Source organism: Calothrix sp. NIES-2100 (genome assembly GCF_963875285.1).
In the GTDB taxonomy this organism is placed as follows: Bacteria; Cyanobacteriota; Cyanobacteriia; order Cyanobacteriales; family Nostocaceae; genus Aulosira.
This window is the reverse complement of sequence record NZ_CAWNLA010000001.1, coordinates 4,676,693-4,701,998: the sequence shown is the minus strand read 5'-3', so window position 1 is coordinate 4,701,998 and position 25,306 is coordinate 4,676,693. Positions and strand designations below refer to the sequence as shown.

Genomic DNA, 25,306 nt, shown 5'->3' with positions numbered 1-25,306 from the left:
TCACTCCTAGTTTGAAGATGAAGACTAAAGCCAAAGCCAACTACCGAGTTCGCAATTGGAAAGAGTACGATGCAGCGCTCAAGCAACGAGGCAGTCTGAGTTTCTGGGTGAGTGAGGAAGTAATTGAACAATGGCTTAACCAACAGAAGACAGGACGTAAGGGAGCCTCCAATTATTACAGTGATGTGGCGATCGCTACGATGGGAACCATACAATCCATATTTCACTTAGCAGGAAGGCAAGCGGAAGGATTTTTGGAATCATTGTTTACCCTAATGGGAATTGAGTTAAAAGTGCCAGATCACTCCACCTGATCCCGTCGTTTAAGCAAGTTGTCGGTAGAACTGCCGATAGTTCCAAAAGAAAAGGCTGTTCATGTCGTCGTGGATTCAACTGGGGTAAAAGTCTATGGCGAAGGAGAGTGGAAAGTCCGTACTCATGGGTCTGCTAAACGACGGACATGGCGCAAGTTGCATCTAGGAGTTGATGAGGGAACTGGTGAGATTTTGGCTGCAGTAGTTACTACTAATGATGTTGCTGATTGTGAGGTATTAACCGACTTGTTGGAGCAGATTGAGCATCCTATAGATCAACTATCTGGTGATGGCGGCTATGACACATTTGACTGTTACGACGCGATCGCCTCGCGGGGTGCTAAAGCAACTATTCCGCCTCGCTCCAATGCTAAGATTCAGCAACATGGTAACTGTAAAGCACCTCCTCATCCCAGAGATGAAAATCTCCGAGCATGTCGTCAAGTTGGACGCAAGCAATGGAAACAAGAAAGCGGGTATCATCGACGTTCGCTGTCTGAAACGGCTATGTTTCGTCTCAAAATCATTTTTGGGGGCAAGTTAAGACGACGCTTTTTTGACAATCAAGCTGTTGAATTATTCTTGCAATGTGCTGCCCTTAATCGCATGATCCAGTTGGGCAAACCCGATAGCTACAAACTTGAACATTAAATTACACCTCTATCAAGTCAAGGTGTGTCTTTTTTTGTTTCATGCAACAAAGCCGCATTTCCGTAGAACGTGGATCGTCTTCAGGGGTGATAAAATGACCCATGAACCATCCCCAACGATTAACACCTTCAACGCCTGCGTTTCCATAAACAACTTTAGGCTGCATCACTTAACTCCAAGGAAGGAACCAAAATTTGTCCGTTATAACCTGCTTGCTTGTATTGTTCAAGAACATGAGTTGCAATACTTCTAGCTTCACCAACCGCAACCAAAGCGACACTTGCACCGCCAAAACCAGCACCTGTCAATCTTGCACCAAATACTCCCGGAGTTTTTTGCAACAGTTCTACTAAAATATCCAGCGCCGGTACGGAGACTTCATAATCATCTCGCAAACTGGCGTGGGATGCGTTCATCAATTCACCAAAGCGCACAGATGATACTCCCTGCAATACTTCCAAGACGCGGTTATTTTCTGTAACCACATGACGGGCGCGACGGTGTAGAGGTTCAGGTAGTTTTTCTGTTACTTCAACATCAGTAATATCTCGTAGTGCTTTAACTCCTAGCGATCGCGCCGCGTCTTCACACTCAGCCCGTCGCTGGTTATAGCCACTACTTGCAAGGGTACGGGGTACACCGCTATCAATAACCAAAATCTCTGCTTTCTCAGGCAAAGGCATTACGCGACGTTCTAAAGTCCGAGTATCTAAAAACAAGATATGTTCAGTATCAGCCAAGCTAGAAGCCATTTGATCCATAATGCCGCACTGCACGCCAGCATAATGAATTTCTGCTTGCTGGGCGAATTGGGCGATTTCAACATCATCTATGGGAAGGTTCAGAAGTTGGCGTACTGCTCGAAGTGTTGCTACTTCTAAAGCTGCGCTACTAGACAAACCCGAACCCATAGGAACCGATGATTTAACGTACACACAAAGCGATGGTATTGTGTATCCTGCTGTTTGTAAAACCTGAATACAGCCAAAAATATAACTGGCAAATCCAGACGGGGTATGATTGATATCTAAAATGCTGACTTGCTCGTTGAGATTTTCCGAGTAAAAGTGATGCTGGCTATCGCTACTCAAACCTAGCTGTACCTTCGTGGATTGAGGAATCGCAGTTGGCAGAACGAAGCCATCGTTATAGTCAGTATGTTCGCCTAGTAAATTCACTCTTCCTGGCGCACTGGCTTGAGTTTCCGGTGGTTTACCGAATATTTGTTGAAAATCCATAATTTTTAATTGTACAAAGGTACAGGGCGTAACCTTCCTTCTACCTCAACATTAGGAAAATTGGCATCAAAAGTCAGATTTTCTAACTTTCCATCCTGGAGAATTACAAAAGTATCTTCAACTTTTGCCCCTGGTAAACTGGGATTCCAAGCAACAGCAATGCCTTCTGCCAAAGTATCAGTCGTAGTTGGATTGGCGACGATTTCTCGCGCTAAATATCCAGTTGTTCCTCCCTGGTGATGTTCGCGGATGGCATGGGGAAATCCATGTTGTTCATAAGCCTGAGCTAGGGCGTGATAAGCTGTGTCGAGTGTGGTTCCGGGTTGGCACAAATTCAAAACTACTGCTTCTATTTCGCGCACATGACGATGCAATTCGGCCTGCTCGCCTGAAAGCTCACCAAAACAAACAAATCGAGTCAGATTTGCATACAAACCGTAACCTCTAGCGCAAAACACCAACATCGCTTGCCTTCCAATCTGTTCTCTAGTGGGGGTAGCATGACGGTATAGCGGTAAACGCCTTTCACCTGCTACCAGTGTCAGCGCTGGATGCAACCCTTTTGCCCATAATGCCTCTGCACCCGCACCCGCTAATTGATATTCTGTCCAAGTTGGCTTGGCGGCTTTGAGTACCTCTGTCATTGCAAGGCTAGCTTTTTGCCCAACTTGGCGATATCGCTCTAATTCACTTGACATCATTACCCGTTTATGATTTTGTAGACTTGGGGGTAACGGCTGTTCTAAATTAAAGATGGGGCGTTCGCGCTTCGCGTTGTCGCAGACATCGCTAGTTGTTATTCCTCCACCAGTCACATCACGAACAAAAGACTCACGGACAGCAGCATCAGCCCAAGGGTTGATATGCACCTGAAAATTAGCAGGCAGTTCTTCATCCTGAAGACGCTGCGCTTCAATTTCATCCGTCAATATCCAAGCATCTTCAGTAGTTACTAATACTTCTGCTACGCCAGTTTCAGCAGTCAGCAGCACGGTATTAGAAGCGCCAGCCGTTGCCCAAGCAAACCAGTCTGTACCACGCAAACGCACACCTTGCACTTTGGTTTTGCGCAAGGTTTGCCTGATTAACTCTAGCTTTTGGGAAACTTCCTCGTTCATACAAAACTTAGTTACCACATCTGAATACAGATAATTATGAGATTCATCTGTGTTTATATGCGTATGTCTGTGGTTTGAAAAAATGTGGGTATAGTATTATATTGAGTTTGGCATTTCAATTTTGGCGTTGCTGAATCCTGTCTGTTCGCTGATTTTGAATAGACCAAAATATCAACGGCGAGCTAGCCCCTATAGTAAGCTATTCTGCTTTTAAGTTACACAATCCATCGTCAGATCTGTTAACCGTTGACAGTCAACAGTTAACAGCCCTTATTAGTATTTATGCAATTTAGACGCGCATTAGCTTAATATTTTACACCCAATCAACGTTGGTGATTTAGTTTTTGAGAATTGCGATCGCCAGTTGTATTTGAGATAATTTGTTTTGCGATCGCCATGCAGTTGAGCTTTTATGACTTTAAGCCAGACCTGGAATTTTTTGGCGATCGCATTCTCCCACTAATGAAACAGGCAAGTCTCAGGTTATAAAGATTAATCAACATTTGTAGGTTCACCCAATATATGATTTGAATTGGATAAATAAATTATCAAATTTTTATGCTGTCTATTAATCTTTTCTCTAGCATTACTTCAATGGAAAAACATATTGCTTTTAGCTAATATGTATGCGATCATAATTTTCTAATACCATTAAATTTACTCGTTTAGGGTAGTTAAATTTACTTACAATTTAGCTATCATCTTATTTTCTTGAAATTCAATTTAAACTTAATTCATGGATATGGAAGATAGAAAAAATATTGCTATCTTCTGTATGGTTTATAATTAAAAGCTGTCGCAACTCTTACTAAATAAAATAATTTGTTTAATATCAAATCAGAACTCAGCTATTAAGTTTTTAAATATTGTACAAAACTTCCTAATTAAAATTCTGATATTTCCCTATCCCCCAATCGTAAAATTAACCCCACTTAAGTGATGAGGGGCGATCGCTTGTTGCTTCTTCCCTTCCACAATCGCAAAAAGCCAGCCTTTCCCCTCCAGGGTTATCCATTGGAGCTAGCGAGCCACCAATGACCTAGAAATTGCAAATCCCTCAAAGCGTGGGCTAGAGAGGGATTTTGGGTATTGGGTTTTTAACTGCTAAGTTAAATTACTTGCTTTCTTAACTACTTCCTTTAACTCTTCAAAGGAGATACTACCGTCTTTATCTCCATGCATAGCTAGCAATTCCTGGGGGCTACTGACACCTGTTTCAGCCGAGATGATTGCACTTAAACCAGGGCTTAAAAAAAGCTCATTAATGGAGATTTTGCCATCTTGATCAATATCCAAGGTATTAAAAAGAGATTGAAGTTCTTGCTCAGTTGCCATAAGTTTTTATTTGAATTAGTCTTTAAATTTAATATCTCAAAATTAAATAAACTTATATCCTCAGACGTAAAAATGGGTATCGCTGGGGCTGAGATCAGCAATACCGCCGTAACTGGAAGCGCAGCTTCAACTTTAGGTCGTCGGAATATCATATTTGAAGCACCAAATGATGAGTATCGCCAAGAACTGATCAAGCAGTCCCAATTACTGACTCGTCTGGGATTAATCAAACAACAGCCAAATTGGGATAACGCAATTGATACAACGTTGGCTAAAGCGATCGCGCTGATGAAAGGGTTGTGCATCCGACTGGGCACAACTGGTAGTGCTAATGCGCGATCGGCAACGTTATTCAACAAAGGCTGATTATGTTCCTGCAACAGCAGATAATCTTCTTGTGTACCATCTTCCATACGGGTATAGGTGGCAACATATCTTTTGGTAGATGAGTCTGACATCAATTTAGTCCTGATCTGATGGATTCGCGATCGCGAATTTCCTTTCATCATTTAAGCGCAATTATCTGAGTCATAAATAAGCGTCAGTCTTCTATGGGCGATTTCCAACGGGATATTGATGTCCTAAGATGGGATGGGGAGTAATGATGGTGTACTGCTCCTTGAGTTCTAAGCAGAGTTCTTCTACTTGACGGCTAGAGATGGGATCCAGAGAAGAGTACAACGAGCCTGGGAGATGGGAGCAAAACGAGTCTGGGTGCATACTTACAGTTTGGATGGATCTCATGCACTGGTAAACTACCAAGCACGAGGATTTAAAAGGCATTGCCCCAACTTGTGAAGTATAATGTATTATAAAAGTAATACATTGGTCAAATTACGGTAAAAGCATATGTAGTCCCTCGTCTCAATCAAATTCGGTTCAAGTGGCGAATGTTAACTTACTTATTCGTGTGATTTCGTCACGCAATTGTTTGATTACAGAAAAAGGGAAGATGTCAAAATCAGACAAGAAAAAAATGGCAACCAGTCGCGAGGTTTACCACCGCATTATCTGGGATGTGCGTCTTGATAGCAGCGCTTTTGTTGTCGGTTATCAAGAACGTCTTTCATCTACAGGAATGCGAGAAAAACCTCTGGCACAATGGGCGACAGATGGGGATATTCCTTGGCATCGCATCCGCTATATCCGTTGTGGAGATATGGTTGTTTGGGATCGAGAACAACATTTAGATTTAATTTCCTCTGGAGAATTACCTGCGGCGGCTTGGAAAAGCGAGACTAGAGAAAATATCGGGGAGAAAGTTGTCACTGTATTAGATAGCACAGCGATATTCACTCCGCGACCCATTTATAAATACCATATCCAAGGTTGGCAACTAGATACACAAAAAGCTGCATCTGTCAATTTAGAAACTTTGGAGATCGCTAGTTTTAACGTGCTTTGTGACCTCTACGAGAAAGAGAAAATCGCAACTGAAAAAAGATTACCAGCAATTATAGAGCAGTTACGTCAATGTAACGCCGATATTATAGCTATTCAAGAAGCGACCCCAGCTTTAGCAGAGTTACTTTTATCACAAACTTGGGTACGGAATTATTACATCTCCGAATCCAGCACAGCCGAAACAGTGCGACCATTAGGTAATTTATTATTGTCGCGTCTGCCTTTTACACTCGTTGAGCATCAATTTTCTGGACACAAGCGGGTATTAGTAGGGAGTTGTGAAATTAATGGTCAATTATTGCACATTGCAGTCGTGCATTTAACCAGCGATTACGCACAAAATGCCCTAGAAAAACGCCAGCATCAGTTAGCTACCATAGTTGCATATCTGCAAAAGCTACCAGGAAATAGCTTGATAGCTGGTGATTTCAATACCCGAGGTAACGAACAACAAGAGATATTAATGGGTGCTGGATATGTCGATATCTGGCAACAACTACATCCAGATGCCGCAGGTTATACATTTGACCCGCAACGCAACTCCTTAGCCGCGTTGATGAGTTTAAAGGGAATACCAGTAAGGCTCGATCGCATTTTACTAAGAAGTCCAAATCATGATTGGCAAGCGCAGTCAATTGACTTGTTCGCTTGTGAACCGATAGCTCTTACAGAAGGGAAAATTTATCCATCTGATCATTTTGGTTTGCGTGCAGTTCTTAAATTTGCGAAGTCTTTTCCAGCTTCCGCATTAAGTACAGTCCGCCCAGTTTATCAAAGTGCTGTAGTTGTGATTCCGCCAGACAATGTTTTACCTGCTATCCAAGCCATCCGTCAGCGTTATGATGCCAGAGTTGAGCGTTGGATGGCTCATATTAATTTACTCTACGGTTTTCTGCCAGAATCTTATTTTGCCGAGGCGGTAGAAATTATTGCGCCTGCACTTGCTCAACTACAACCATTTCAAATTACATTAACCGACTTCCAAACATTTACACACCGCAAAAGTTCTACAGCTTGGTTGCGTCCTGTTGTCCAGCCAGAAAACGCATTGCATGAGTTACAAACAGTACTTCAAAATCTGTTTCCCCAATGTAACGAACAAAGCAGCAAAACAAAAGCAGGTTTTACACCTCACCTCAGTGTCGGACAATTCCCCAGTCCGGAAGCAGCCTTGGCTGAGTTACCGCAATGGTATCCAGTGAGTTTTAGAGTTGACTCTATCGCCTTAATTAGCCGTCGAGGTGATGAGCCGTTTGCGGTGAAACATATTGTGTATTTGGGAGGAGGGGAAAACGGGGAACAAGGAGAGAAGTCTCTTGCGAGGCTTCCTCCGATCAGAACTTCGGAGAGACAAGGAGAGAAGTCTCTTGCGAGGCTTCCTCCGATCAGAACTTCGGAGGGACAGGGGGGAATTGAGTCGGCGGATCGTTCGGAATTGGGGGAGTTAGTTAAGCAACTGGAACCTGAACTAACTCCAGAACAGCAATTACAGCGTGACACAGTGTTAGAAGTGGTGACTCAAGCTTGTGCAGAATGTTTGGGTTTTCAACCATCACTACATTTATTAGGTTCGGCGCGTCTTGGCGTACAAAGTCCCGACAGCGATTTGGATGCTGTGTGTCTGATTCCGACTTATTTATCTGGGGAAGCGTTTCTAGTTAGCGTCCAGCAACGGTTGCAAGGATTGTGCCACACTCAACTAGTATTAGATGCACGAGTACCAGTACTGCGCCTGCAATTAGAAGGAATATCCTTAGATTTACTTTACGCAAGGGCAGAAAACTACCAATTGGCGAGGAAAACTCCGCAAAACCTTGACCCCATTAGCTTAAAAGCTATTATCGGTTGTTGGGAAGCAGATTTAATGGAAGAGGTAGTTGGTAAATATGTATCGCTAGACACCTTCCGGCAGCTATTGCGAGCAGTACGCGCCTGGGCTAAAGCCAGAGATATTTACAGCAATGCTTGGGGTTTCCTGGGTGGTTTTTCCTGGGCTTTGCTTTGCGCTTTTTTTTGTACATTTTACAAAGAATCAGAAGCGAGCATAGAGAAATTACTGGCTAATTTTTTCCAACTTTTGCACCATCATGATTGGCAACAGGCGATTGTACTTACAGATGTAGGTAGACAATATCAGGTACAATCACCAAGAGACTGGCTACCTGTAGTCACATCAATAGAACCATGTCACAATAGTGCTCGTAATGTCACCCGTTCTACCGCACAGATAGTGCAAAATGAATTTGCTAGGGGCGCAACACTGACTGGGCGAATTTTAGCTGGACAGGACAAGTGGACAGCTTTATTTAAGCCAATTGAGTTACACCAAGAAACAGAAACATTCTTGATATTAAAGGTGGGTAATCAAGATGCTCGTGAGCTAGAAAAATGCTGCGGTATTTTAGAAGGTTACATCATTAGTTTAATTATTCAGCTTGAGCAACTAGGTATCTTTGTACGACCTTGGACAGGTATTCAAAAAATGCAGAATACGGCGCGTTTAGTATTGGGTTTGCATCTTTATGCTGATTGTCAAAGCACTACCGTAGAACAGTTGGCGAGAGATTTTTTGTTGCAGTTAAATTTTCAAAATAGTAGTTTTGAGGTGGTGCTTTCAAACTAAATTTCTTGCCAAAGATTTAAATCACTTAGTTTAAGCACAAGTTATCAACTTCCTCAATGATTTCTAAGGGATTTACTTCTTGTTCTGACTCAATTTCATGATATTGGTCTTGGTCAACAAACAATACGTCTAGATCAGAAACTAGTGCCTGTAAATCTCTATGTGCTTTTCAAATAGAGGCATCTAAAATTCCTGGTTCAAAAGGCTTGAAATCCTTTTCCTGTAGAGATTTGAGCTAAATGGAGAATAGGAGACTCGAACCCCTGACCTCTGCGGTGCGATTAAAGAGACAAAACCTCTACAAACCTTTACAGTATTAAGTTATAGCTAATCTCAATAACAGATATATAATCATTATCTAGCTTTTGCCACTTTACAGGCGATCGCAAAAGATAATATTTTGGTCTGCTCTCAACTTTAGAGCCTATATCCCCAATAATCAAAGTCAGAGAAAGATTAAGCATTAATGCTTAGAAAAAAGGAGTTATCTGAGGATGTAGGACATAATTTAACTACATCTACAAATTATGATATGGGCTAATTAAGCGATGCTTTCTCTTTCAGAGACGCTACCGCGAACGGCAAAGCTTCTGGTGCGTTGGTGGAGCCAACGCTAACGCACTACCAACTTGAGTTTACCTTGGGAAGGTGACATTAACCTTAATTTTTCAATGCTTTCAGGCTTGCTCACAATCTTTACACCCATTTTACACCCAACCAAATATTTGGGGTCAGTCTAAGTCCAAGGTCTATCTTCGAGTACTGTGGACAAATTTTTGAGATTTGCCTTATGCACAGGCAATGAAATAATCTGGCTTTTTTGCTATGGCGGTCGCTATTACCGCCATATGATTGTTATGAGAATGGTGCGATCGCTACTGTTCAGACTAACTTACAGTATCTAGGATGGTACTCGAATGGTACTAAGTTAAGACACAGCCCTTGCCGTGACTGCTTCCCAGCCTCCAGGCTAGGAACTAATTCTGAGAGCCTCCGCCTCCAAAGGCTTGATCAGAGGCAGAGCCTCTCGAAATACATTCCCAGCCTACAGGCTGGAAACGAGGTGAAACAAGACTTTCGACTTATCTTAGTGCCATTCGATGGTACTCCAAGTATTTCGACCAACAATGCCATCATTTTGTAAATTGGCATAATGTTGCTGGAATGCTTCTACAGATGCAGCAGTTGCAGAACCATATATGCCATCAACTGCACCCGTATAATACCCTTGCTGTTTCAAAAATGCTTGGATATCCTTAACAGCTGAAATTGAGCGTGCTGGTTCGATTCTCAGAAATCGTGGGGTTCGTGATTGGAAAACACATAACATCTCTAATGCTCCCGATCGCACTCCTTCTAGAGCCGATGAGATGTATGGCGATCGCCTAAGAACTGTAGATACTCCCACTACCAGCAATGATTCCACAGTAGAAATTGTTGATAAGCGTCAACAGATGCATTAATTTCAGCGCAATTTTGCATAGCGATCGCAAATGCATTGATGAGAAAAGTTTATTGATATCCACCAGCAATAAAGCATAATCTATTGCTGGTAGTTTCTTTAAAATTTTTGGCTAGTTACAGCCAGCGTAAGCACTAAATCAGAAAAATACACCCATTATTTTATTAACATGAATGCAGAAATAACCGTAGTTTGGAAGCAAATTCAAGGCATGATCAATGGATTTATTACACTGCTTCGTAATATGGTGTTGGCATTAATTGTCTTTGTCATCTTCTTTATCATAGCTAGGGCAATTAAGCGACTGGTCAAACGAGTAACACGTAACCGTCGTCAAGCTCGTAATTTAGGACTGGTACTAGGACGTTTAGCACAGGGTACAACAATTTTAGTAGGACTTTTTATAGCTCTATCAATTGTGATACCGACATTTAGAGCAGGCGATTTAGTGCAACTTTTAGGAATCAGTGGGGTAGCAATTGGTTTTGCTTTCCGTGATATTTTGCAGAACTTTTTAGCAGGAATTTTAATTTTACTCACTGAACCTTTTCAAATTAATGACCAAATAGTCTTTAAAAATTTTGAAGGAACTGTAGAAAATATTGAGACACGCGCCACCACAATCAGAACCTATGATGGTCGGCGGATTGTGATTCCTAACTCTGAATTGTTCACTAATTCTGTGACTGTAAATACTGCCTTTGACAGTCGCCGCTTAGAGTATGATGTGGGTATTGGTTATGGTGATGATATTGACCGAGCCAAGCAATTAATTCTCGAAGCAATGCAGAGTGTCGATGAGGTGTTGTCAGATCCTGCGCCTGATGTATTGGTCATGGAATTAGCTGAAAGTACTGTGAATATCCGCGCCCGTTGGTGGATTAAACCACCACGAAGAGCAGACGATCTGACTTCACGCGATCGCGTCTTAACTGCAATCAAGAAAACCCTCACTGCCAATGGCATAGATCTACCTTTCCCAACCCAACAAATTTTATTTCATGACCAGACCGAAGAAACAGATGGCGATGTCTGGCGACAAGCCGCTCCGCGTCTACGCTCCCGTCAGCGTGAAGGTTGGCCGGCTGGTATCGGGAAGTACCAAAACCTCGCCGCATCAGCGATTCTCTTAGGTTCCTGGCGCAAAAACGTTCCTCTAATGATGGGAATGGCAAAATAGATTCTCAATTTGAAGAATAATAAGAAACGTTAAGTTAAGCAAGCTTTGGGATCAGCTCCACTCCAGTTACTGGTTTATTCCCGCAGTGATGGCGGTGGCAGCTACAGCTTTGGCATTCATTATGCTAAGTCTTGACCGCTCTGGCAATGCAGATATTAATTACTGGTGGATTTATACTGGTGGTGCCGACGGAGCGCGATCGCTACTTGAAGCTGTTGCAGGTTCGATGGTGAGTGTTGCTGCTACAGCCTTTTCAATTACAATCGTCGCCCTTCAGCTGGCTGCGTCCAATTTTGGTATTGCCATCGGTGCTGTATGGGAGGTTATAGAATGGTCGGCTGGCAAAATTTTGAGTACTGAAGTAATTGGCAGCTTAGATGACACCATCATCGATTTAATTATGGACTCTTTAGGGGCTGGTTTAGCAGCTTTAATTAGTCTTTGGGCATTACAATAATGGACAAATACTCATACAACATCTGAGTATTCAATTACTCATAGAGGTAGGTAATATGTCAACTGAAGGTTGAAGTCTAAAATTACCTGAATTATCAAGCGTAAAGTCGAAGGTATTAAATATGAATAGACGAGCAAATAAACAAAAATCACTAGTCTGCAAACTTGTTTTTCTGAAGGGAGTTACCCATCTAAAATCCAAAATTTTAAACTTAAAATTGTATTAGCTCCTGTTACCTTTTCCAGGAATAACGGCAGGATTATTGAGCATTTGTACTGGAAATTTATCTAGAGATATTAGCAAGGTTTAGGATAAAAGCTCAGTTACTTAACTACTGAATTAGCTTGCTTATTTTCTGTAATTACAGGTTGTGGTTCTTGATTATCTTTCTTATGTTCCTGCCAATTATTGAGTATATCTTTTACTAGAACTTCTTTGATCCAAGTTTGCAGAACAATTACCAATGGTACAGCCAGAAACACACCTAAAAAGCCAAAAAAGTTACCACAAATTACTACTGCTACCAAAGTAACTGCTGGCAATAGATCGGCCTGACTTTTCATGATAAACGGTAGTATAACTAGGCTTTCAAACTGCTGGATACCAAAGTATAAAGCTACTACAGCAGCAGTTTTCCAAGGCGCTACACTCAAAGCTAAAAGTGCAGGTGGAATTACACTCAATGTTGGGCCTAGGTTGGGAATAAACTCTAGCAATCCAGCCAAAGCAGCGTTTACTAGTGGTAATGGTATTCCTAAAATTAATAGGCCAACATAGCTCAATGTGGCAATAAGTAACATAGTCAAAAGTGTGCCTTTGATCCAGCCAGTTAAAGACGCTGCACATTTGTCAAGAATCTGATCGATCCGCCGACGATAGAAAGCAGGAAATAAAAGTATAAATCCTTGACGATAAGGCGCTGGATTAACTAAGAGCATGATAGTGAGGGCAACAAAAAGCAATAATCCTAAAGCAATGCTCAAAGACCTACTAATCAATGAAAAGAAGTTATTAATTAGTTGATTTAACCAAGATTGTAAACTTTGAGTTATATATCTCAACCCTTGGATATTTTCTAGCATTTGGTCAGGAATAACATTTAGTAACCAGTTATTCCACGATCGCAACCGTTCTAATGCCATCGGCATAATATCACTAAATTGTTGCAATTGCTCTACAAGACGCGGCACAATCAGGGCAAAGAAACCAACTAAAATAAGCAGCACAAGCACAACTGAGATAGTAACGGCGATCCCTCGTTTAATGCGAAATCTTTGGAAAAAAATCGCGAGTTGATTGAGAATTGTCGCTAAAACTATGGCTGCAAATATCACTAACAGGATTTGCCGAATTTGCCACAAAATGTAAAGAGATATCACAATAGCGAGAAAGCCGATTAATTGTCCCAACCCCACAATACACCCCCAGATTTGCTGTTATTTTTAGCATTTTTGTCTATCTATGTAATTTTAAATAGCTACTAAAATAATGATATTAAATCTACCTAAGGTTGAGTTCGTTTTAAATGGTAAAAAATGCGATTGATAAGTTTTGCACCTAGGATAGGCTTACTCAAACAATCATCAGCGCCAACTGCAAATAACTGCTCAACAATATTTACATCTAAACTATCAATAAGACACAACACTGGTAATGAGTTAAAGTTGGGTTCATTGCGTACTACCTGACAAATGTCGATGCCATTAATATCGGGTATATCTACATCTAAAATCAATAAATCAGGAGAAAATTCTAAGAAAATATCCCAAAAGCGTCGTGAATCATTCAAGGTATTTAATTTTAGTCCCCAAGGTGCCAAATGTTTTTGTATATCAGTGAAGACTTTTGGTTCATCATCAACAACCATGATTCTTTTACCAGTAATCTGATTTGGTTGTATGACTTGAGTAATAGCCTGTAAAATTTGCTGGGGTGGCAGAGATTTCTGTAAAAAAGAGCGTCCGCCAGCACGCGCTACTTCGAGACGCTCAAGAAAATTATTCTTGTCTGTAATTACTAATGTAGGTATTGCAGGCGATCGCCTAGACAACTCTTTTATGAAATTTAAGCTATTTTGAGTGCGTTCGCTAACATTCAAGTCAAGTAAAATTGCATTGGGGTTTGAAGATGCGATCGCATCACCTAAAGCAGCAAGATGATTCACTATCTTCACTTCCATTCCCTCAGTTGCAGCTTCTTTAACTAAAGGTTCTACTACTTCTGTATCCTTGCTAACTATCAATAGCAGATTTTGACGAGGTTCACTATTTATTAGCTCAACAGAAGTTTTATCTAACTCCTGTTGTAACTGCATCACGAGTTTATCTAAGCGTAAACATTGCGATAATGAGATAAATGCTTTACCTTCAAGTAAATTTTCTATTTCCTCAGCTAATTGTGAACCCTCAATAAAGCCAAAACTTCCCAAAGAACCAACTAGCTTATGAGCTTCTTGCTCTGCTTGCTGAAGCAGTTGAGCGTCAAGAGTACTTTTTCTGCAAGTATTGGCTACTTGCTCTAATACAGCAATGCGGGAGCCAACTTTAGCTTTGAATGCCTCCCGCGCCTGAGCAACTGCTGTTAACAAAGTTTGCTGCTGCTCTTGTGTTGCTTCTTGCTCGATTTCCTGGCATAAAGGTTTTAAGCGATAACCCATACCATAAACTGTTTCAATAAAGTCATAGTTAGTACCTGCGGCTTTGAGTTTTTGCCGCAGACTTTTAATATGAGACTTAATAGTATTTGCTGCTGGTGGATCTTCTTCCGCACCCCAAAGTAAGTCTACAATTGTACTCCGACTATATACGCGCTGGCTGTTACGTAAAAAAAGTTCTAAAATACTAAATTCTTTCGCGGTTAAATGTAGAGTTTGGCTATCATAAGTTACTTCAAAACTACTCGGATCTAGACGCAAACTTCCCCATTCTAAAACTGGAGGTAAAGAAGAATTTCCCCGACGAAGTAAAGCGCGAATGCGAGCTGATAACTCTTGAAAATCGAAAGGTTTGACGACGTAATCATCTGCTCCTGCATCTAAACCCATAACTTTATCAGTCTTGGTATCTTTTGCAGTTAACAGAAGAATCAGCATTTGATAGCCTTGTTGCCGTAATTGTTGACAAAGGCTAATACCATCTAGCTTGGGCAGAACGATATCGAGCAAAATCAAATCATAGTTACACACATTCACAAATTCCCAAGCCTCTTGCCCATCAGCAGCAATATCAACTACGTAATGTTGTTTAGTAAGAACTGCTGCAACAGCTTGAGCCAGGGAACTATCGTCTTCAACTATGAGAATTCTCATTCAAATATTTTGCCAATAACAATCTCCACAGATAGATTATGTCTATTTTTACGCGCTTAAACATCTATCAAAGGCAAGGAGAAATGCTGAATATTTTTGTAAATGGTAGCCTGAGTGTAAATGTTGCCCCCGATCTAATTCCCTAGCTCTATACTGTTAGAATCCAGTAAAGTTGTAACCAACTCCTAGCATCAGCCCCACATCCGTTTCATCTAAAAATGCGGCATTCACTCCTGCTGTTGCCGTAAAGTTAGTATTTAAAGGCACATCTACACCACCAGTTAAAAGTAAACCAACGTCTGGATCATCACTAGTTTCAATTGCTACGCCAGCTCCAACATCTAAAATACGTTCTGCTCCAATGTTCCAACTGGTAAAGTTACCATTTGGATCTAGCATGAAAATTGCATAATTAGTTACTCCTTCTACTAGTAACCGATAACGTTCTTCGCTTTGGCGCAAGCTATATTCACTTTGACGTAGACGCTCGTAATTTTGCTGAGCTTGCGATCGCGCTTGGCGCAGTGCAGAGTTGAGTGAGCTAATCAACAATCCTACTAACACAAACTGAACCAACCCCACTACCTTAAACCCACTGACAGCCAGAGAATCAAAAGGGGGTAAGAGAAAGTAGGCGCAGACTATAGCAGACAAAAAAGTTGCTACCAATCCGGGATTGAAGCCACCATACCAGGAACTCACCGTGACAGCAGCTAAAAACAATGGGTAAATAGAATTCAATCTGTGTAGCTGCCATAAAAGCAGTGTCAGCAGTAAAGCCAGTAGAACGCTTAAGCAGACAATGCTATAGCTTTGTAGTTGCGATCGCCTCAATCTCCACATTGCTTATTAACTCTAAATTATGCCCTGATGTTGATGTTGGTTCTACACGAGTTTTCCACTTTCAAGTTTTACCTTTGAAAATCAATCTTAAGAGTATGGTAATTATAAATCGTGGATCTTAGGAATTAAAGTAGTCAGAAATAATAATTTTCCACAGCAACTAAAATAAGAACGATGGATACTAAAAAAATTTTAGTTATAGATGATGAAGAAGACATCCGCCAATTGATTCAGACTTGTCTAGAAATAATGGGTGGTTGGAATGTGTTGACAGCTACTTCAGGTAGTCAAGGATTACTTTTAGCTCAGTCATCTCGACCAGATGCCATACTTTTGGACTTAATGATGCCTGATATGGATGGTTTGACAACTTTTCAGAAACTGCAAGCTAATCAACTAACTAAAGATATACCCGTAATTTTATTAACAGCTAGAGGGCGTACATTTGACCAGCGTTTATTTGTTCAAATGGGTATTAGAGGCATCATCAGTAAACCATTTAATCCTCAGAAACTAGCTATTCAAGTAGCAGCAGCTTTGAAATAAATACATAATCAATCAGAAATATTATTGACTATTTAGCTATTGTTAGCCCGAAATCATGACTAATCTTGCCATAAATTCATGGCTTATTTGCGTAGCGAATAATCTATCTATAGTTGGAGCAAGGTCTTTCTCAAGTAGTAATTTAAGCAAAATATATATATTCTCCACTAGTTTTCCACTTTTAATCTTTAATTTATAAATAGTTAATTTTTGGTTTTAGTTTTAATTTAACTGTAAATTAATAGGATATGCTTTACTATAAAATTTGCAAGATTAAGCAATTAAAATCTGCAACATTTTTTAAAGAGTTCCCCTGAACTATTGATGAAATAACTAGTCTGAGGCGTAAATGTTAAATAATTTAAAATCCTTTTCCAATCCACCCAGCAAACAAGAATTTGCAGTTACTTTTCGGTTAGTAAGCCGAATTAGTTTTTGGGTACAGTTATTGCTAGGATTAATTTCAGCTATTGCTGTGTCATTGGCTTACTTTAGCCGGAACATTACTACTCAGACAAACAATGCAGGTATAGGATTTGGCATATTTTTAGCTATTGTTGGTATTTTATTGCTGTGCTTTCGGATATATTGGGCTTTCCGTTACAGGAAATTAGCGAAATTGTTACAAACACAAAATCCTCAAAACCATCCCAGAAAGGAAGACATAATTAAAAATTTATGGATTGGATTTATCGTGAGTTTGGTAGGGCTATTAATAGCGTTTATTGCTTCTGAAGAAACAGTTGCCATTATATTAGGAAAAGCCTTATCCCAACCTCAAGGTGTGGCAATTTACCAACCAGAAAACTTGATTCGTTCACTAGATATTTTTGTCATGTTAGCAAATGTAAATATGATTGGCGCTCACTTTTTTGGTGGAGTTACTTCTCTGGGTCTCCTCTATTGGTTAGAAGATTAACGAAGTGCAGTATTCGTTTTATGCATCTAGCTACTACTATTGGCATACTAGTTCTAATACTTAAGTTATATTCTCTAAATCAACTCGAATTCTCCTCGATTTCTCCACTATTAGGATTTAGTCTCAAAATACAGTCTGTTTTCATGTCTCCTCTTTTGGTTGAGCAGCTCAATCTTATCTAGATTAAATTGGGAATATTAAGATAATTTCCTAAATGATAGTTACACTTTGGCTCTAGTGACAAGTATGAAAATTTTCCAACAAACAGTTAAAAAATAAAATTATCAGGAGGTATTTATGTACAATTTAAATCATTTTAATTTGCAGAAAATTGGATTAACAGGAACAGCTTTTGGCAGTTTAATAATCAGTCTGTCTACAATGACTTTATCAGCAGTAGCACAACAACAAACTCCTAAAGTTAATCCTTGTCCCAGTATTTTCTACGAAGAACCACACCGCGATCGCGTTATGGTTCCCGCCGGATGTCCGCCGAATGCTGCAACTTTAAGAATGCAACAGCAAAGACAAACATTAGGTCAACCAACTATTATAGTTGTTCCTATTCGTCCAGGTGTCAGACCTATACAACCACCGATTCCAGAAAATCGCCAAAGTGCGATGTCTGGCGACAAGCCACTTCGTGTCTACGCAACTGTGAGACCAACAGCAGGTACAGTGAATGTGAAATTGAAAAATAACACTAATGCTGGTATTTCTTTTCAAGCCATTGGTTATACAGAACCTCGCTATATTACAGGTGGACAAGAGTTTGTTCTCCAAGACTTACCAACACCCGTCAGCATTACTTTGGTACGTCAAGATGGTGGACTACTAAAAGTTATGCCTATGTCTACCTCTCAAGGTACACTTGCAGTCTCCTTAGATGAAACGACTAATTTTAATAATGACCAAGGTGTCTTAAGAATTCAAAGAGATGGTCAAGTCTTTTTGAATTAATAGAATTTTCCTCACTAATTTGGAAAGTACCAAAAGTATCAGGTTCCTTTGATAACTCACCGCTAGAACTTTAGTAACAACGTGAGTATCTCTGAATAATCATTCATCAAATGAGCCTGATATTGTAGTTAACTTAAATGGAGATTTGAAAATGTTGAACTTTCTTCAAACTAACTTGAGTTCCAAAGCAGCTATTGCTTTAGCACTCTCCACAGCGTTGCTGGGAGCTTGTACTAACAACTTAGAGCGCGAGGCCGCAGTACCAGAAAATAATGTTACTACAGAAGAAGTTGCAGACAATACAAACCAACTCATCGGTAAAACTGTAACGGTTAGAAGTACACCTATCAGAAAACTAGGCCCTTCAACATTTACAGTTAGCGATAAACAATTTTTTGGCACTGAACCAATAATAGTAGTTAACGCTTCAGGTCAAGTTTTTAATTTACCTACTGATCCAAACACGCCTATTCAAGTGACAGGTCAAGTTAATAAATTTGTCATTGCAGATATTAATCGCAATTACAACTTGGGTTTAGATCCAAACTTGTATAAAGAGTATGAGACTCAACCTGCGATTATCGCTCAATCAATTGCACTGGCTCCTAAACCAGGTGAAATTACCACAAATCCCAATCTATACTACGGCAAGAACTTGGCAGTAACAGGTGAAGTAGAAGATATTAGAAATGCCAATTCGTTCACCTTAGATGAAGACAAGTTATTTGGTGGACAGGACTTATTAGTAATCCGCGCTGGTACTCCCAAAGGAACTGTGAATGAAGGCGAAAAAGTTGTAGTCACGGGTGTATTGCGTCCATTTGTTGTTGCTGAATTGGAACGGGATTATGACCTAAACTGGAATTTGACTTTGCAGAAGCAACTGGAAGCAGAATACAGCAATAAACCTGTGTTAGTTGCTAATGAAGTTTATCCTTCAGCAATTCCGCAATAGAAAATAGAAAAGAAGAAACATAACACAGGGTGTTGAGTGTGGACAAAAATTAGGCTTTTCACAACAATCAAAACTTGAATAACCGTAGATAGAGACAGCTTTTTTACCATGAATAGCCTCAAGACCAAGCAAAATAAAAGCAATGACAACTCCCAAAGGAGAAGTGTATTAGAATGGCTTGGTCATGTGTCAGTATTAATTTTCCTGCTAGGACTGGCTTTGCTAGTTAGAGGAGGTAGCTTTTTTAATTCAGAAGCAACTGTCACTAACACATCTAATAAATCTGAAATTGCTAATAATACAGACGAATTTATTGGTAAATCTGTGACTATTAGAAGCAAAGCAATTCAGAAAATTGGTTTAAGTTCCTTCACTGTCAAGGATGCACGATTCTTTAACGACGAACCTATTGTAGTTGTCAATGCTTCAGGTGTGCCTTTTGATCTACCAGTTGATCAAAACATAGAAGTTCAAGTTACTGGTCAGGTTCGCAATTTAGCAATTGACAACATTGAGCAAGAGTTTAATCTAAACCTAAAGGATGAATATTACAAAGAGTACGTTAATAAACCTGCAATTATTGCTCAATATCTGGCGCTCTCACCCGAACCCGCTCAAATAATTCAAAGTCCTGAAAAATACAATGGTCGTAAGGTTACAGTAACGGGAAACGTGGCAAATATCCGCAGTTCGATTTTATTAACATTAGATGAAAATCAATTGTTTGGTGGAGAAGATTTACTAGTGTTATTAACAACACCACCGAAAGTAGCAATAAATCAAGGTCAGACAGTATCAGTAATCGGTGAATTGCGTCGTTTTGTTGCTGCTGAAATTGAGCGAGACTACAACTTTACTTGGAGTCTTGAGGCGAAACAAGAGTTAGATACTGAGTATGGCAATAGGCCTGTTTTAGTTGCTGAAACTGTGTATCCTTCTTAAAAATTCTAAGTATCTTCATTAACTGGCATCAGCTTTATGTCACGTTTTTCCTCTTCCATTGATTTTAATATCTCTCGTCGCTGCTCGTATTTATTGCTGTCAGGAGTAGTGGCGGTTGGTATTGGTGTAGCTTCACCCCAAAAAGCTGAGGCAATTTCGCTGTTTGACCTCTTGCGTCAAGGAGTCCAAATCTATCAGTTATCTAATATTTCCGATGCCGAAGAAGTCCAGCTAGGTAAGGAGATTAATCAGCAATTAGTTAGTAGTGAAATCAAGCTTTATCGCAATCCAGAGATTAATCGCTACGTTAATCAAATTGGTCAATGGTTGGCAGCAAATAGTACTCGTCCTAATATTCCCTATAAATTTCAAGTAGTTCAGGATAGTAATGTGAATGCCTTTGCCACAATGGGAGGCTATGTTTATGTCACTACCGGCTTGCTACAAGCCGCAGATAATGAAGCGCAATTAGCCAGCGTGATCGCGCACGAAGTTGGTCATATTGCTAGCCGCCATGCTATAGAACAGATGCAACAAACAGCAATCGCTCGTGGTTTGGCTAGTGCAACTGGTTTAGATCGCAGTACCGCAGTTCAGATTGGTGTAGATTTGGCACTACAACGTCCCAATAGCCGGCAAGACGAGTTTGAAGCCGATCAAAGGGGATTAAGAACTTTAGGACGTGCGGGTTATGCTCAGTCTGCCATGATTGCATTTATGCAAAAGCTACTCAATCAGCCAACTCTGCCCACATTTTTGAGTACCCACCCAGCAACAACTGACCGTATTACTGCTTTAAGAAGAGAACTTGCTAGTCAACAAACTAATTTGAGTGGTGGTTTAAATAATTCTATATATCGAGAAAAGATTCAACCATTAAGTTAATTATTAATCAATTTATATATATTTTATTGGAATAAAAAACATGGCTTTGTACAAACTTGATGAATACAACCCCAACTACGCTCAAGAAATTTTTGGTGGTAATGACATCAAGAATTTTGATGTTTACGCCGATGATGAAAAAGTAGGTTCGGTGGAAAACATTCTAGTTGATGAAGATGACGGTCGGTTCCGGTATTTCATCATTGATACAGGCTTTTGGGTTTTTGGTAAAAAAGTGCTGCTTCCTGTAGGTTTAGCTCGTTTGAACTATGAGAAGCAACATTTATTTGTATCTGGGCTAACCAAAGAGCAAGTAGAAAATCTCCCGGAATTTAGCGAAGGTTTAGCAATTGATCATGATTACGAAGAGCGAGTTAGAGGAGTTTATCGCCCTTTAGTACCTTTAGCAATGCCGGGTATGTTCGGCATGATTGGCGCTCCTGCTCCCTACAATTACACAATGGAGCCTTACTTTTATGAACTAACCGATCCCTACTTCAGAACCTATGAAGAAAACATGAGAGACAGAAAGAATTTAAATGGAAAAAGAATATGAAACAATCTGTTGATTGTAGTTCATCCTGGAGGAATATAAGTGTATGAATACTCAATTTATTAGCTCAAAAATTTTTCGATTTGGCTTGATTTATGCATTATTTATCGGGATGCTACCCTTCAATTTTGCACCTGCTCAAGCACAAGTAAATAGTAATGGCTCAATTGTCGGTAGGCTTTCTAGATACAATCCCGTGAATGCTCCGTTTCTTAGGGTTGGATCTCGTGGACAGGCGGTAACAGATGTGCAAGGTGTTCTGCAAAATTTAGGATTTTATCAAGGCGCAATTGACGGTATTTATGGTCTGAGAACCGCTAGGGCTGTAACAGCATTTCAGCGATCGCAAAGATTGGTGGGTGATGGTAGAGTAGGTGCGCTAACGTGGCAAGCATTACGCAATAGCACTAATGCAGCACCTCTACCTGGCCCCTTTTAACAGGCTTAATTTCCGCGTTATCTTTTTTGATTCTGGGTATGAAAAAAAAATACCCTAATTTCCAGATTATTAACAGAATCAATTTTGAGTAAGGCTCAAAATATTTAGTCTTAACTCAACCTGAATAACAATATGGCACTACGCGATCCACTTCCGGAAAACATTAAACAGCCAGTTAGACAAGTAGCTGCTTATCTTTGGGTTGAGCGATTAGCAAGATTAGGCTATGGGGCAAAAGGTTTAGTTTATTTTATCGTGGGTTTACTAGCAGCACAGGCAGCATTTGGTTCTGGTGGTAAAACTACAGATACTAGCGGTGCGCTAGAGACGATTGTCACCCAACCTTGCGGTAAATTTATACTGAGTATCGTTACCCTTGGGTTGATTAGTTATGCACTTTGGCGTTTTGTGCAAACTATTCTCGACCCCGAACATTCCGGTGAAACAATGAGTGCTAAACGAATTGCCAAGCGTCTAGGCTATGCTTTTAGTGCGATCGCTTACTTGAGTTTAGCTGTAACATCTATAAAACTAATTATTGGTATAAGTAGCAGCGATAGCGATTCCGTCGAAGATTGGACGATATATTTTCTCAATCAACCTTTTGGCAGATGGTTAGTTTTGCTTTTAGGTTTAACTGTAATTATTGTTGGGATTGCTTTCCTTTATCAAGCATACACAGGCAAATTTCGTCGTTATTTTAAACTTGCTCAAATGAGTCTGACTGAGGAAATTTGGGCAGTACGTCTAGGTAGATTTGGAATTGCTGCCCGTGGTATTGTTTTTGCGATCATCGGCATTTTTATGATGTTAGCAGCCATTCAATTAGATGGTACTCAAGCTAGAGGATTAGGTGGTGCATTGTCAGCTTTAGCAATGCAACCTTTTGGCCCCTGGATCTTAGGTGTGGTGGCTTTAGGTTTGATTGCTTATGGTATGTATTCCATAATCGAGGCTCGCTATCGAAATCTTACTAAAGATATAAATTTGCGTTAACTATTTAAATCATCAAGTTTACCCTTATGGCAAAGATTGGATATCACGCTTCCCACGAACAATACTTTTAATTATTAGCGCTGCTATTACCGTTGAAACCGCAGAGTGGCTAGGAAGTTGGGCAGATGGATTGATTACCATTTCCCGACCACCAGAGAAGTTAAAAAAAGTTGTCGATGCTTTCCGTAGAGGCAGAGGTGAAGGTAAGCCAATGATCTTAAAAGTCCAGCTTTCTTACGATCGCAATCAAGAAATCGCACTCCAAAAAGCACATCAGCAATGGCGCAATAACATCTTTAAGAATATCTTGATGACAGAACTCATAACTCCTCAACAGTTTGATGCAGCTGGGGAATTTGTCCAATCCCAAGAGTTATATGAGCACGTTCGCATTTCCCCAGATCCTCAACAACATATTGAATGGTTGCACAAAGATATGGAATTAGGGTTTGATGAATTGATTCTGCACAACGTTAATCGGGAACAAAAACAATTTATTGACTTTTTGGTGAGAAAGTCATTCCCACTTTGGTTTAAGAATCAAGATGTACACAGCAATATGTGCGATCGCCCTAGCTATCGTACATTTATTTTCCGGTAAACTACGATTCCTCGACTATACACCACGTAGTCGCTGGCTGTCTTTTGGTAGTGGGGTATCTGTCGCTTATGTTTTTGTTCATATCTTGCCAGAACTGAGTAAAGCTCAACAAACTCTCCAAAATAGTTTAGATACTGGGTTCGCTTTTTTAGAACATCATGTTTATTTGGTAGCACTTGCAGGTTTAGCAGTATTTTATGGCTTAGAGCGATTTGCTAAAAAGTCACGTCAACGTAATCAAAAAACAGGTAAAGGGGATGTAACTTCCTCAGAGGTTTTTTGGATACACATCGCTTCTTTTGCTGTTTATAACGCCTTAATTGGCTACCTATTAGTACACCGAGAAGAATCAGGTATCAAGAGTTTATTGTTCTTTTCTTTCGCAATGGCGCTGCATTTTGTAGTTAATGATAATGGTTTGCGCGAAAATCACAAACAAGTTTACGATCGCTTGGGACGATGGTTATTAGCAGCAGCGATCGTTGTTGGTTGGGTAATTGGTACTGTTACAGAAATTCATCAAGCAGCCATTGCAGTTCTCTTCGGCTTTTTAGCTGGAGGTGTTGTACTGAATGTACTCAAAGAAGAACTACCAGAAGAACGAGAAAGTCGATTTTGGGCTTTTGCTGTCGGTACAATCAGCTATGCAATTCTTTTGTTAGCGTTTTAATTGTTAGCTTCTTGCGGATTATTACTGCTCAATTCACTGGGACGAACAATATAGTTAGCAGCCTGTATATTGCTAGGTAATGGTTCAAGTCTTCCTTGATTAACCAATGCTTGGTAGATAAAAGCTGCGATCGCCCCACGAGAAGCTGGTTGAGTAGGATTGAGAACTTGAGGATTGGGATGATTGACAACTATAGCTGCTTTCGTTGCTTCTGCTACTTCATCAACCGCATACTGAGGAATCTTTTGAGCATCTGTATAATAATTACTAACTAAAGTAGAAGCCGGAACTGGCGGGGAAGAAGCAGCAGCAGTTTTATATACGGCTTGAGCATTCATCAGTGGCTGCATTAAATTAGTCATTCCTATAGGAAATAACAACTGTTTCCTAGCAGGTTGAGGGTTATTTGGTTGAGTTGCAACTGGCGTTGTCAAATTTAAGTTTTGCGCCAAAGCAACTAATGCTTCCACCCTGGAAACTGGCTGTCTAGGGCGAAAATATCCTCCCGGAAAACCATGCATAAATCCCATTTCATAAGCTTCTTCAATCGCTGGTGCTGCCCAATTGCCAGTAGGAACATCTTTATAAACACTACCACTGGCTATTTTTCGCTCTTGATTTTGGTTGAACGCTTGACGAATAATTGCCGCAAATTCATCGCGATCGACAGACTCATTGGGTCTATAAGTGCCATCTGGATATCCGGTAATAATGTTGCGTTCTGCTAACCTTTCAATGAATGGTTGTGCCCAGTGATTTTTGGTGTCGGGAAAGTTAGCTTCTGAATTTTGAGCCACGGCTGCTTGCGGATTTGCAAAAATCATAGGTTCTACAACACAGGTTAAAGCTATCAATCCTAAAAAAAGTGAAGTTGTAGTTATTGATGATTTATTAATACAGTCAGACAT

Annotated in this window: 24 protein-coding genes and 4 pseudogenes; 17 read left to right on the top strand and 11 right to left on the bottom strand. The window is 40.2% G+C overall.

Going from position 1 to position 25,306, the window contains the following annotated elements; translation table 11 throughout:
• The first annotated feature begins 17 nt into the window (after positions 1–17).
• A pseudogene (locus tag AACU32_RS19350) lies at positions 18–965 on the top strand (IS5 family transposase).
• Between the two features lies 1 nt (position 966).
• Here AACU32_RS19350 and AACU32_RS19345 read toward each other — a convergent pair.
• The 3 genes from AACU32_RS19345 to AACU32_RS19335 are packed head-to-tail and all read right to left on the bottom strand — an operon-like array spanning position 967 to position 3,321.
• Positions 967–1,131, bottom strand: a complete 165-nt coding sequence (locus AACU32_RS19345) for a hypothetical protein (RefSeq protein WP_339378089.1) — start codon at positions 1,129–1,131, stop codon at positions 967–969.
• Positions 1,121–2,203, bottom strand: a complete 1,083-nt coding sequence (gene galK, locus AACU32_RS19340) for a galactokinase (RefSeq protein WP_096602401.1) — start codon at positions 2,201–2,203, stop codon at positions 1,121–1,123. The genes AACU32_RS19345 and galK overlap by 11 nt, the downstream gene beginning before the upstream one ends.
• A 5-nt stretch (positions 2,204–2,208) precedes the next feature.
• Positions 2,209–3,321, bottom strand: a complete 1,113-nt coding sequence (locus tag AACU32_RS19335) for a M24 family metallopeptidase (RefSeq protein WP_096602399.1) — start codon at positions 3,319–3,321, stop codon at positions 2,209–2,211.
• A gap of 351 nt (positions 3,322–3,672) precedes the next feature.
• Between AACU32_RS19335 and AACU32_RS19330 the strand changes: the two genes are divergently transcribed.
• Positions 3,673–3,810, top strand: a complete 138-nt coding sequence (locus tag AACU32_RS19330; RefSeq protein ID WP_339378088.1) for a hypothetical protein — start codon at positions 3,673–3,675, stop codon at positions 3,808–3,810.
• Between the two features lie 615 nt (positions 3,811–4,425).
• On the opposite strand, the gene AACU32_RS19325 is transcribed toward AACU32_RS19330, so the two are convergent.
• Positions 4,426–4,656 (bottom strand): EF-hand domain-containing protein, encoded by a 231-nt coding sequence (locus AACU32_RS19325; protein WP_045870719.1) that lies wholly within the window; start codon positions 4,654–4,656, stop codon positions 4,426–4,428.
• A gap of 72 nt (positions 4,657–4,728) precedes the next feature.
• Between AACU32_RS19325 and AACU32_RS19320 the strand changes: the two genes are divergently transcribed.
• On the top strand, positions 4,729–5,022 hold the full coding sequence (locus AACU32_RS19320) for a hypothetical protein (RefSeq protein ID WP_339378087.1): 294 nt from the start codon (positions 4,729–4,731) through the stop codon (positions 5,020–5,022).
• Between the two features lie 183 nt (positions 5,023–5,205).
• Here AACU32_RS19320 and AACU32_RS19315 read toward each other — a convergent pair whose 3' ends face one another.
• On the bottom strand, positions 5,206–5,337 hold the full coding sequence (locus AACU32_RS19315; RefSeq protein ID WP_339378740.1) for a hypothetical protein: 132 nt from the start codon (positions 5,335–5,337) through the stop codon (positions 5,206–5,208).
• Positions 5,338–5,632: 295 nt separating this feature from the next.
• Between AACU32_RS19315 and AACU32_RS19310 the strand changes: the two genes are divergently transcribed.
• Positions 5,633–8,683 (top strand): poly(A) polymerase, encoded by a 3,051-nt coding sequence (locus AACU32_RS19310; RefSeq protein WP_339378086.1) that lies wholly within the window; start codon positions 5,633–5,635, stop codon positions 8,681–8,683.
• A gap of 308 nt (positions 8,684–8,991) precedes the next feature.
• Here the strand turns inward: AACU32_RS19310 and AACU32_RS19305 are convergent, their stop codons facing one another.
• Entirely contained in the window at positions 8,992–9,147 is a 156-nt protein-coding gene (locus AACU32_RS19305) for a hypothetical protein (protein WP_339378085.1), read from the bottom strand.
• Between the two features lie 623 nt (positions 9,148–9,770).
• A complete protein-coding gene (locus AACU32_RS19300; protein WP_339378084.1) occupies positions 9,771–10,109 on the bottom strand; it encodes a peptidoglycan-binding domain-containing protein in 339 nt (112 codons plus the stop codon).
• A 205-nt stretch (positions 10,110–10,314) separates the two neighbouring features.
• Between AACU32_RS19300 and AACU32_RS19295 the strand changes: the two are divergent.
• A pseudogene (locus AACU32_RS19295) lies at positions 10,315–11,345 on the top strand (mechanosensitive ion channel family protein).
• Positions 11,345–11,623: pseudogene (locus tag AACU32_RS19290) on the top strand (DUF2254 family protein); the annotation flags it as partial. The pseudogenes AACU32_RS19295 and AACU32_RS19290, both read left to right, overlap by 1 nt.
• A 482-nt stretch (positions 11,624–12,105) precedes the next feature.
• Here AACU32_RS19290 and AACU32_RS19285 read toward each other — a convergent pair.
• From AACU32_RS19285 to AACU32_RS19275, 3 genes are all read right to left on the bottom strand, one after another.
• Positions 12,106–13,197, bottom strand: a complete 1,092-nt coding sequence (locus tag AACU32_RS19285) for an AI-2E family transporter (protein ID WP_096602391.1) — start codon at positions 13,195–13,197, stop codon at positions 12,106–12,108.
• Positions 13,198–13,286: 89 nt separating this feature from the next.
• Complete coding sequence (locus tag AACU32_RS19280) at positions 13,287–15,089, bottom strand: response regulator (RefSeq protein WP_096602389.1); 1,803 nt, start codon at positions 15,087–15,089, stop codon at positions 13,287–13,289.
• Positions 15,090–15,245: 156 nt separating this feature from the next.
• A complete protein-coding gene (locus AACU32_RS19275) occupies positions 15,246–15,932 on the bottom strand; it encodes a DUF4118 domain-containing protein (protein ID WP_339378083.1) in 687 nt (228 codons plus the stop codon).
• Between the two features lie 174 nt (positions 15,933–16,106).
• On the opposite strand from AACU32_RS19275, the gene AACU32_RS19270 reads away from it, so the two are divergent.
• From AACU32_RS19270 to AACU32_RS19220, 11 genes and pseudogenes are all read left to right on the top strand, one after another.
• Complete coding sequence (locus tag AACU32_RS19270; protein ID WP_096602387.1) at positions 16,107–16,478, top strand: response regulator; 372 nt, start codon at positions 16,107–16,109, stop codon at positions 16,476–16,478.
• Positions 16,479–16,827: 349 nt separating this feature from the next.
• Positions 16,828–17,397 (top strand): DUF3611 family protein, encoded by a 570-nt coding sequence (locus tag AACU32_RS19265; protein WP_096602386.1) that lies wholly within the window; start codon positions 16,828–16,830, stop codon positions 17,395–17,397.
• 297 nt (positions 17,398–17,694) lie between these two features.
• The gene (locus tag AACU32_RS19260) at positions 17,695–18,357 is read left to right on the top strand and encodes a hypothetical protein (RefSeq protein ID WP_096602384.1); all 663 of its coding nucleotides are present in this window, start codon (positions 17,695–17,697) and stop codon (positions 18,355–18,357) included.
• A gap of 151 nt (positions 18,358–18,508) precedes the next feature.
• Positions 18,509–19,312, top strand: coding sequence for a hypothetical protein (locus AACU32_RS19255; RefSeq protein WP_096602382.1), 804 nt, complete (start codon positions 18,509–18,511; stop codon positions 19,310–19,312).
• 108 nt (positions 19,313–19,420) lie between these two features.
• The gene (locus tag AACU32_RS19250; RefSeq protein ID WP_096602380.1) at positions 19,421–20,254 is read left to right on the top strand and encodes a hypothetical protein; all 834 of its coding nucleotides are present in this window, start codon (positions 19,421–19,423) and stop codon (positions 20,252–20,254) included.
• A gap of 36 nt (positions 20,255–20,290) precedes the next feature.
• Positions 20,291–21,139 carry a M48 family metallopeptidase gene (locus AACU32_RS19245; protein ID WP_096602378.1) on the top strand — a complete coding sequence of 283 codons (849 nt, stop codon included), beginning with the start codon at positions 20,291–20,293 and terminating at the stop codon, positions 21,137–21,139.
• Positions 21,140–21,179: 40 nt separating this feature from the next.
• Positions 21,180–21,695 carry a PRC-barrel domain-containing protein gene (locus tag AACU32_RS19240; protein WP_096602376.1) on the top strand — a complete coding sequence of 172 codons (516 nt, stop codon included), beginning with the start codon at positions 21,180–21,182 and terminating at the stop codon, positions 21,693–21,695.
• A gap of 43 nt (positions 21,696–21,738) precedes the next feature.
• Positions 21,739–22,131: a peptidoglycan-binding domain-containing protein gene (locus AACU32_RS19235; protein WP_096602374.1), complete on the top strand. Its 393-nt coding sequence runs from the start codon at positions 21,739–21,741 to the stop codon at positions 22,129–22,131.
• Positions 22,132–22,263: 132 nt separating this feature from the next.
• Complete coding sequence (locus AACU32_RS19230) at positions 22,264–23,127, top strand: DUF1206 domain-containing protein (protein WP_096602372.1); 864 nt, start codon at positions 22,264–22,266, stop codon at positions 23,125–23,127.
• 52 nt (positions 23,128–23,179) lie between these two features.
• Positions 23,180–23,664: pseudogene (locus AACU32_RS19225) on the top strand (LLM class flavin-dependent oxidoreductase); the annotation flags it as partial.
• 8 nt (positions 23,665–23,672) lie between these two features.
• A complete protein-coding gene (locus AACU32_RS19220) occupies positions 23,673–24,398 on the top strand; it encodes a hypothetical protein (protein WP_096602370.1) in 726 nt (241 codons plus the stop codon).
• On the opposite strand, the gene AACU32_RS19215 is transcribed toward AACU32_RS19220, so the two are convergent.
• Positions 24,395–25,306, bottom strand: a complete 912-nt coding sequence (locus AACU32_RS19215; protein WP_096602368.1) for an S-layer homology domain-containing protein — start codon at positions 25,304–25,306, stop codon at positions 24,395–24,397. The two genes, AACU32_RS19220 and AACU32_RS19215, sit on opposite strands and share 4 nt — an antisense overlap.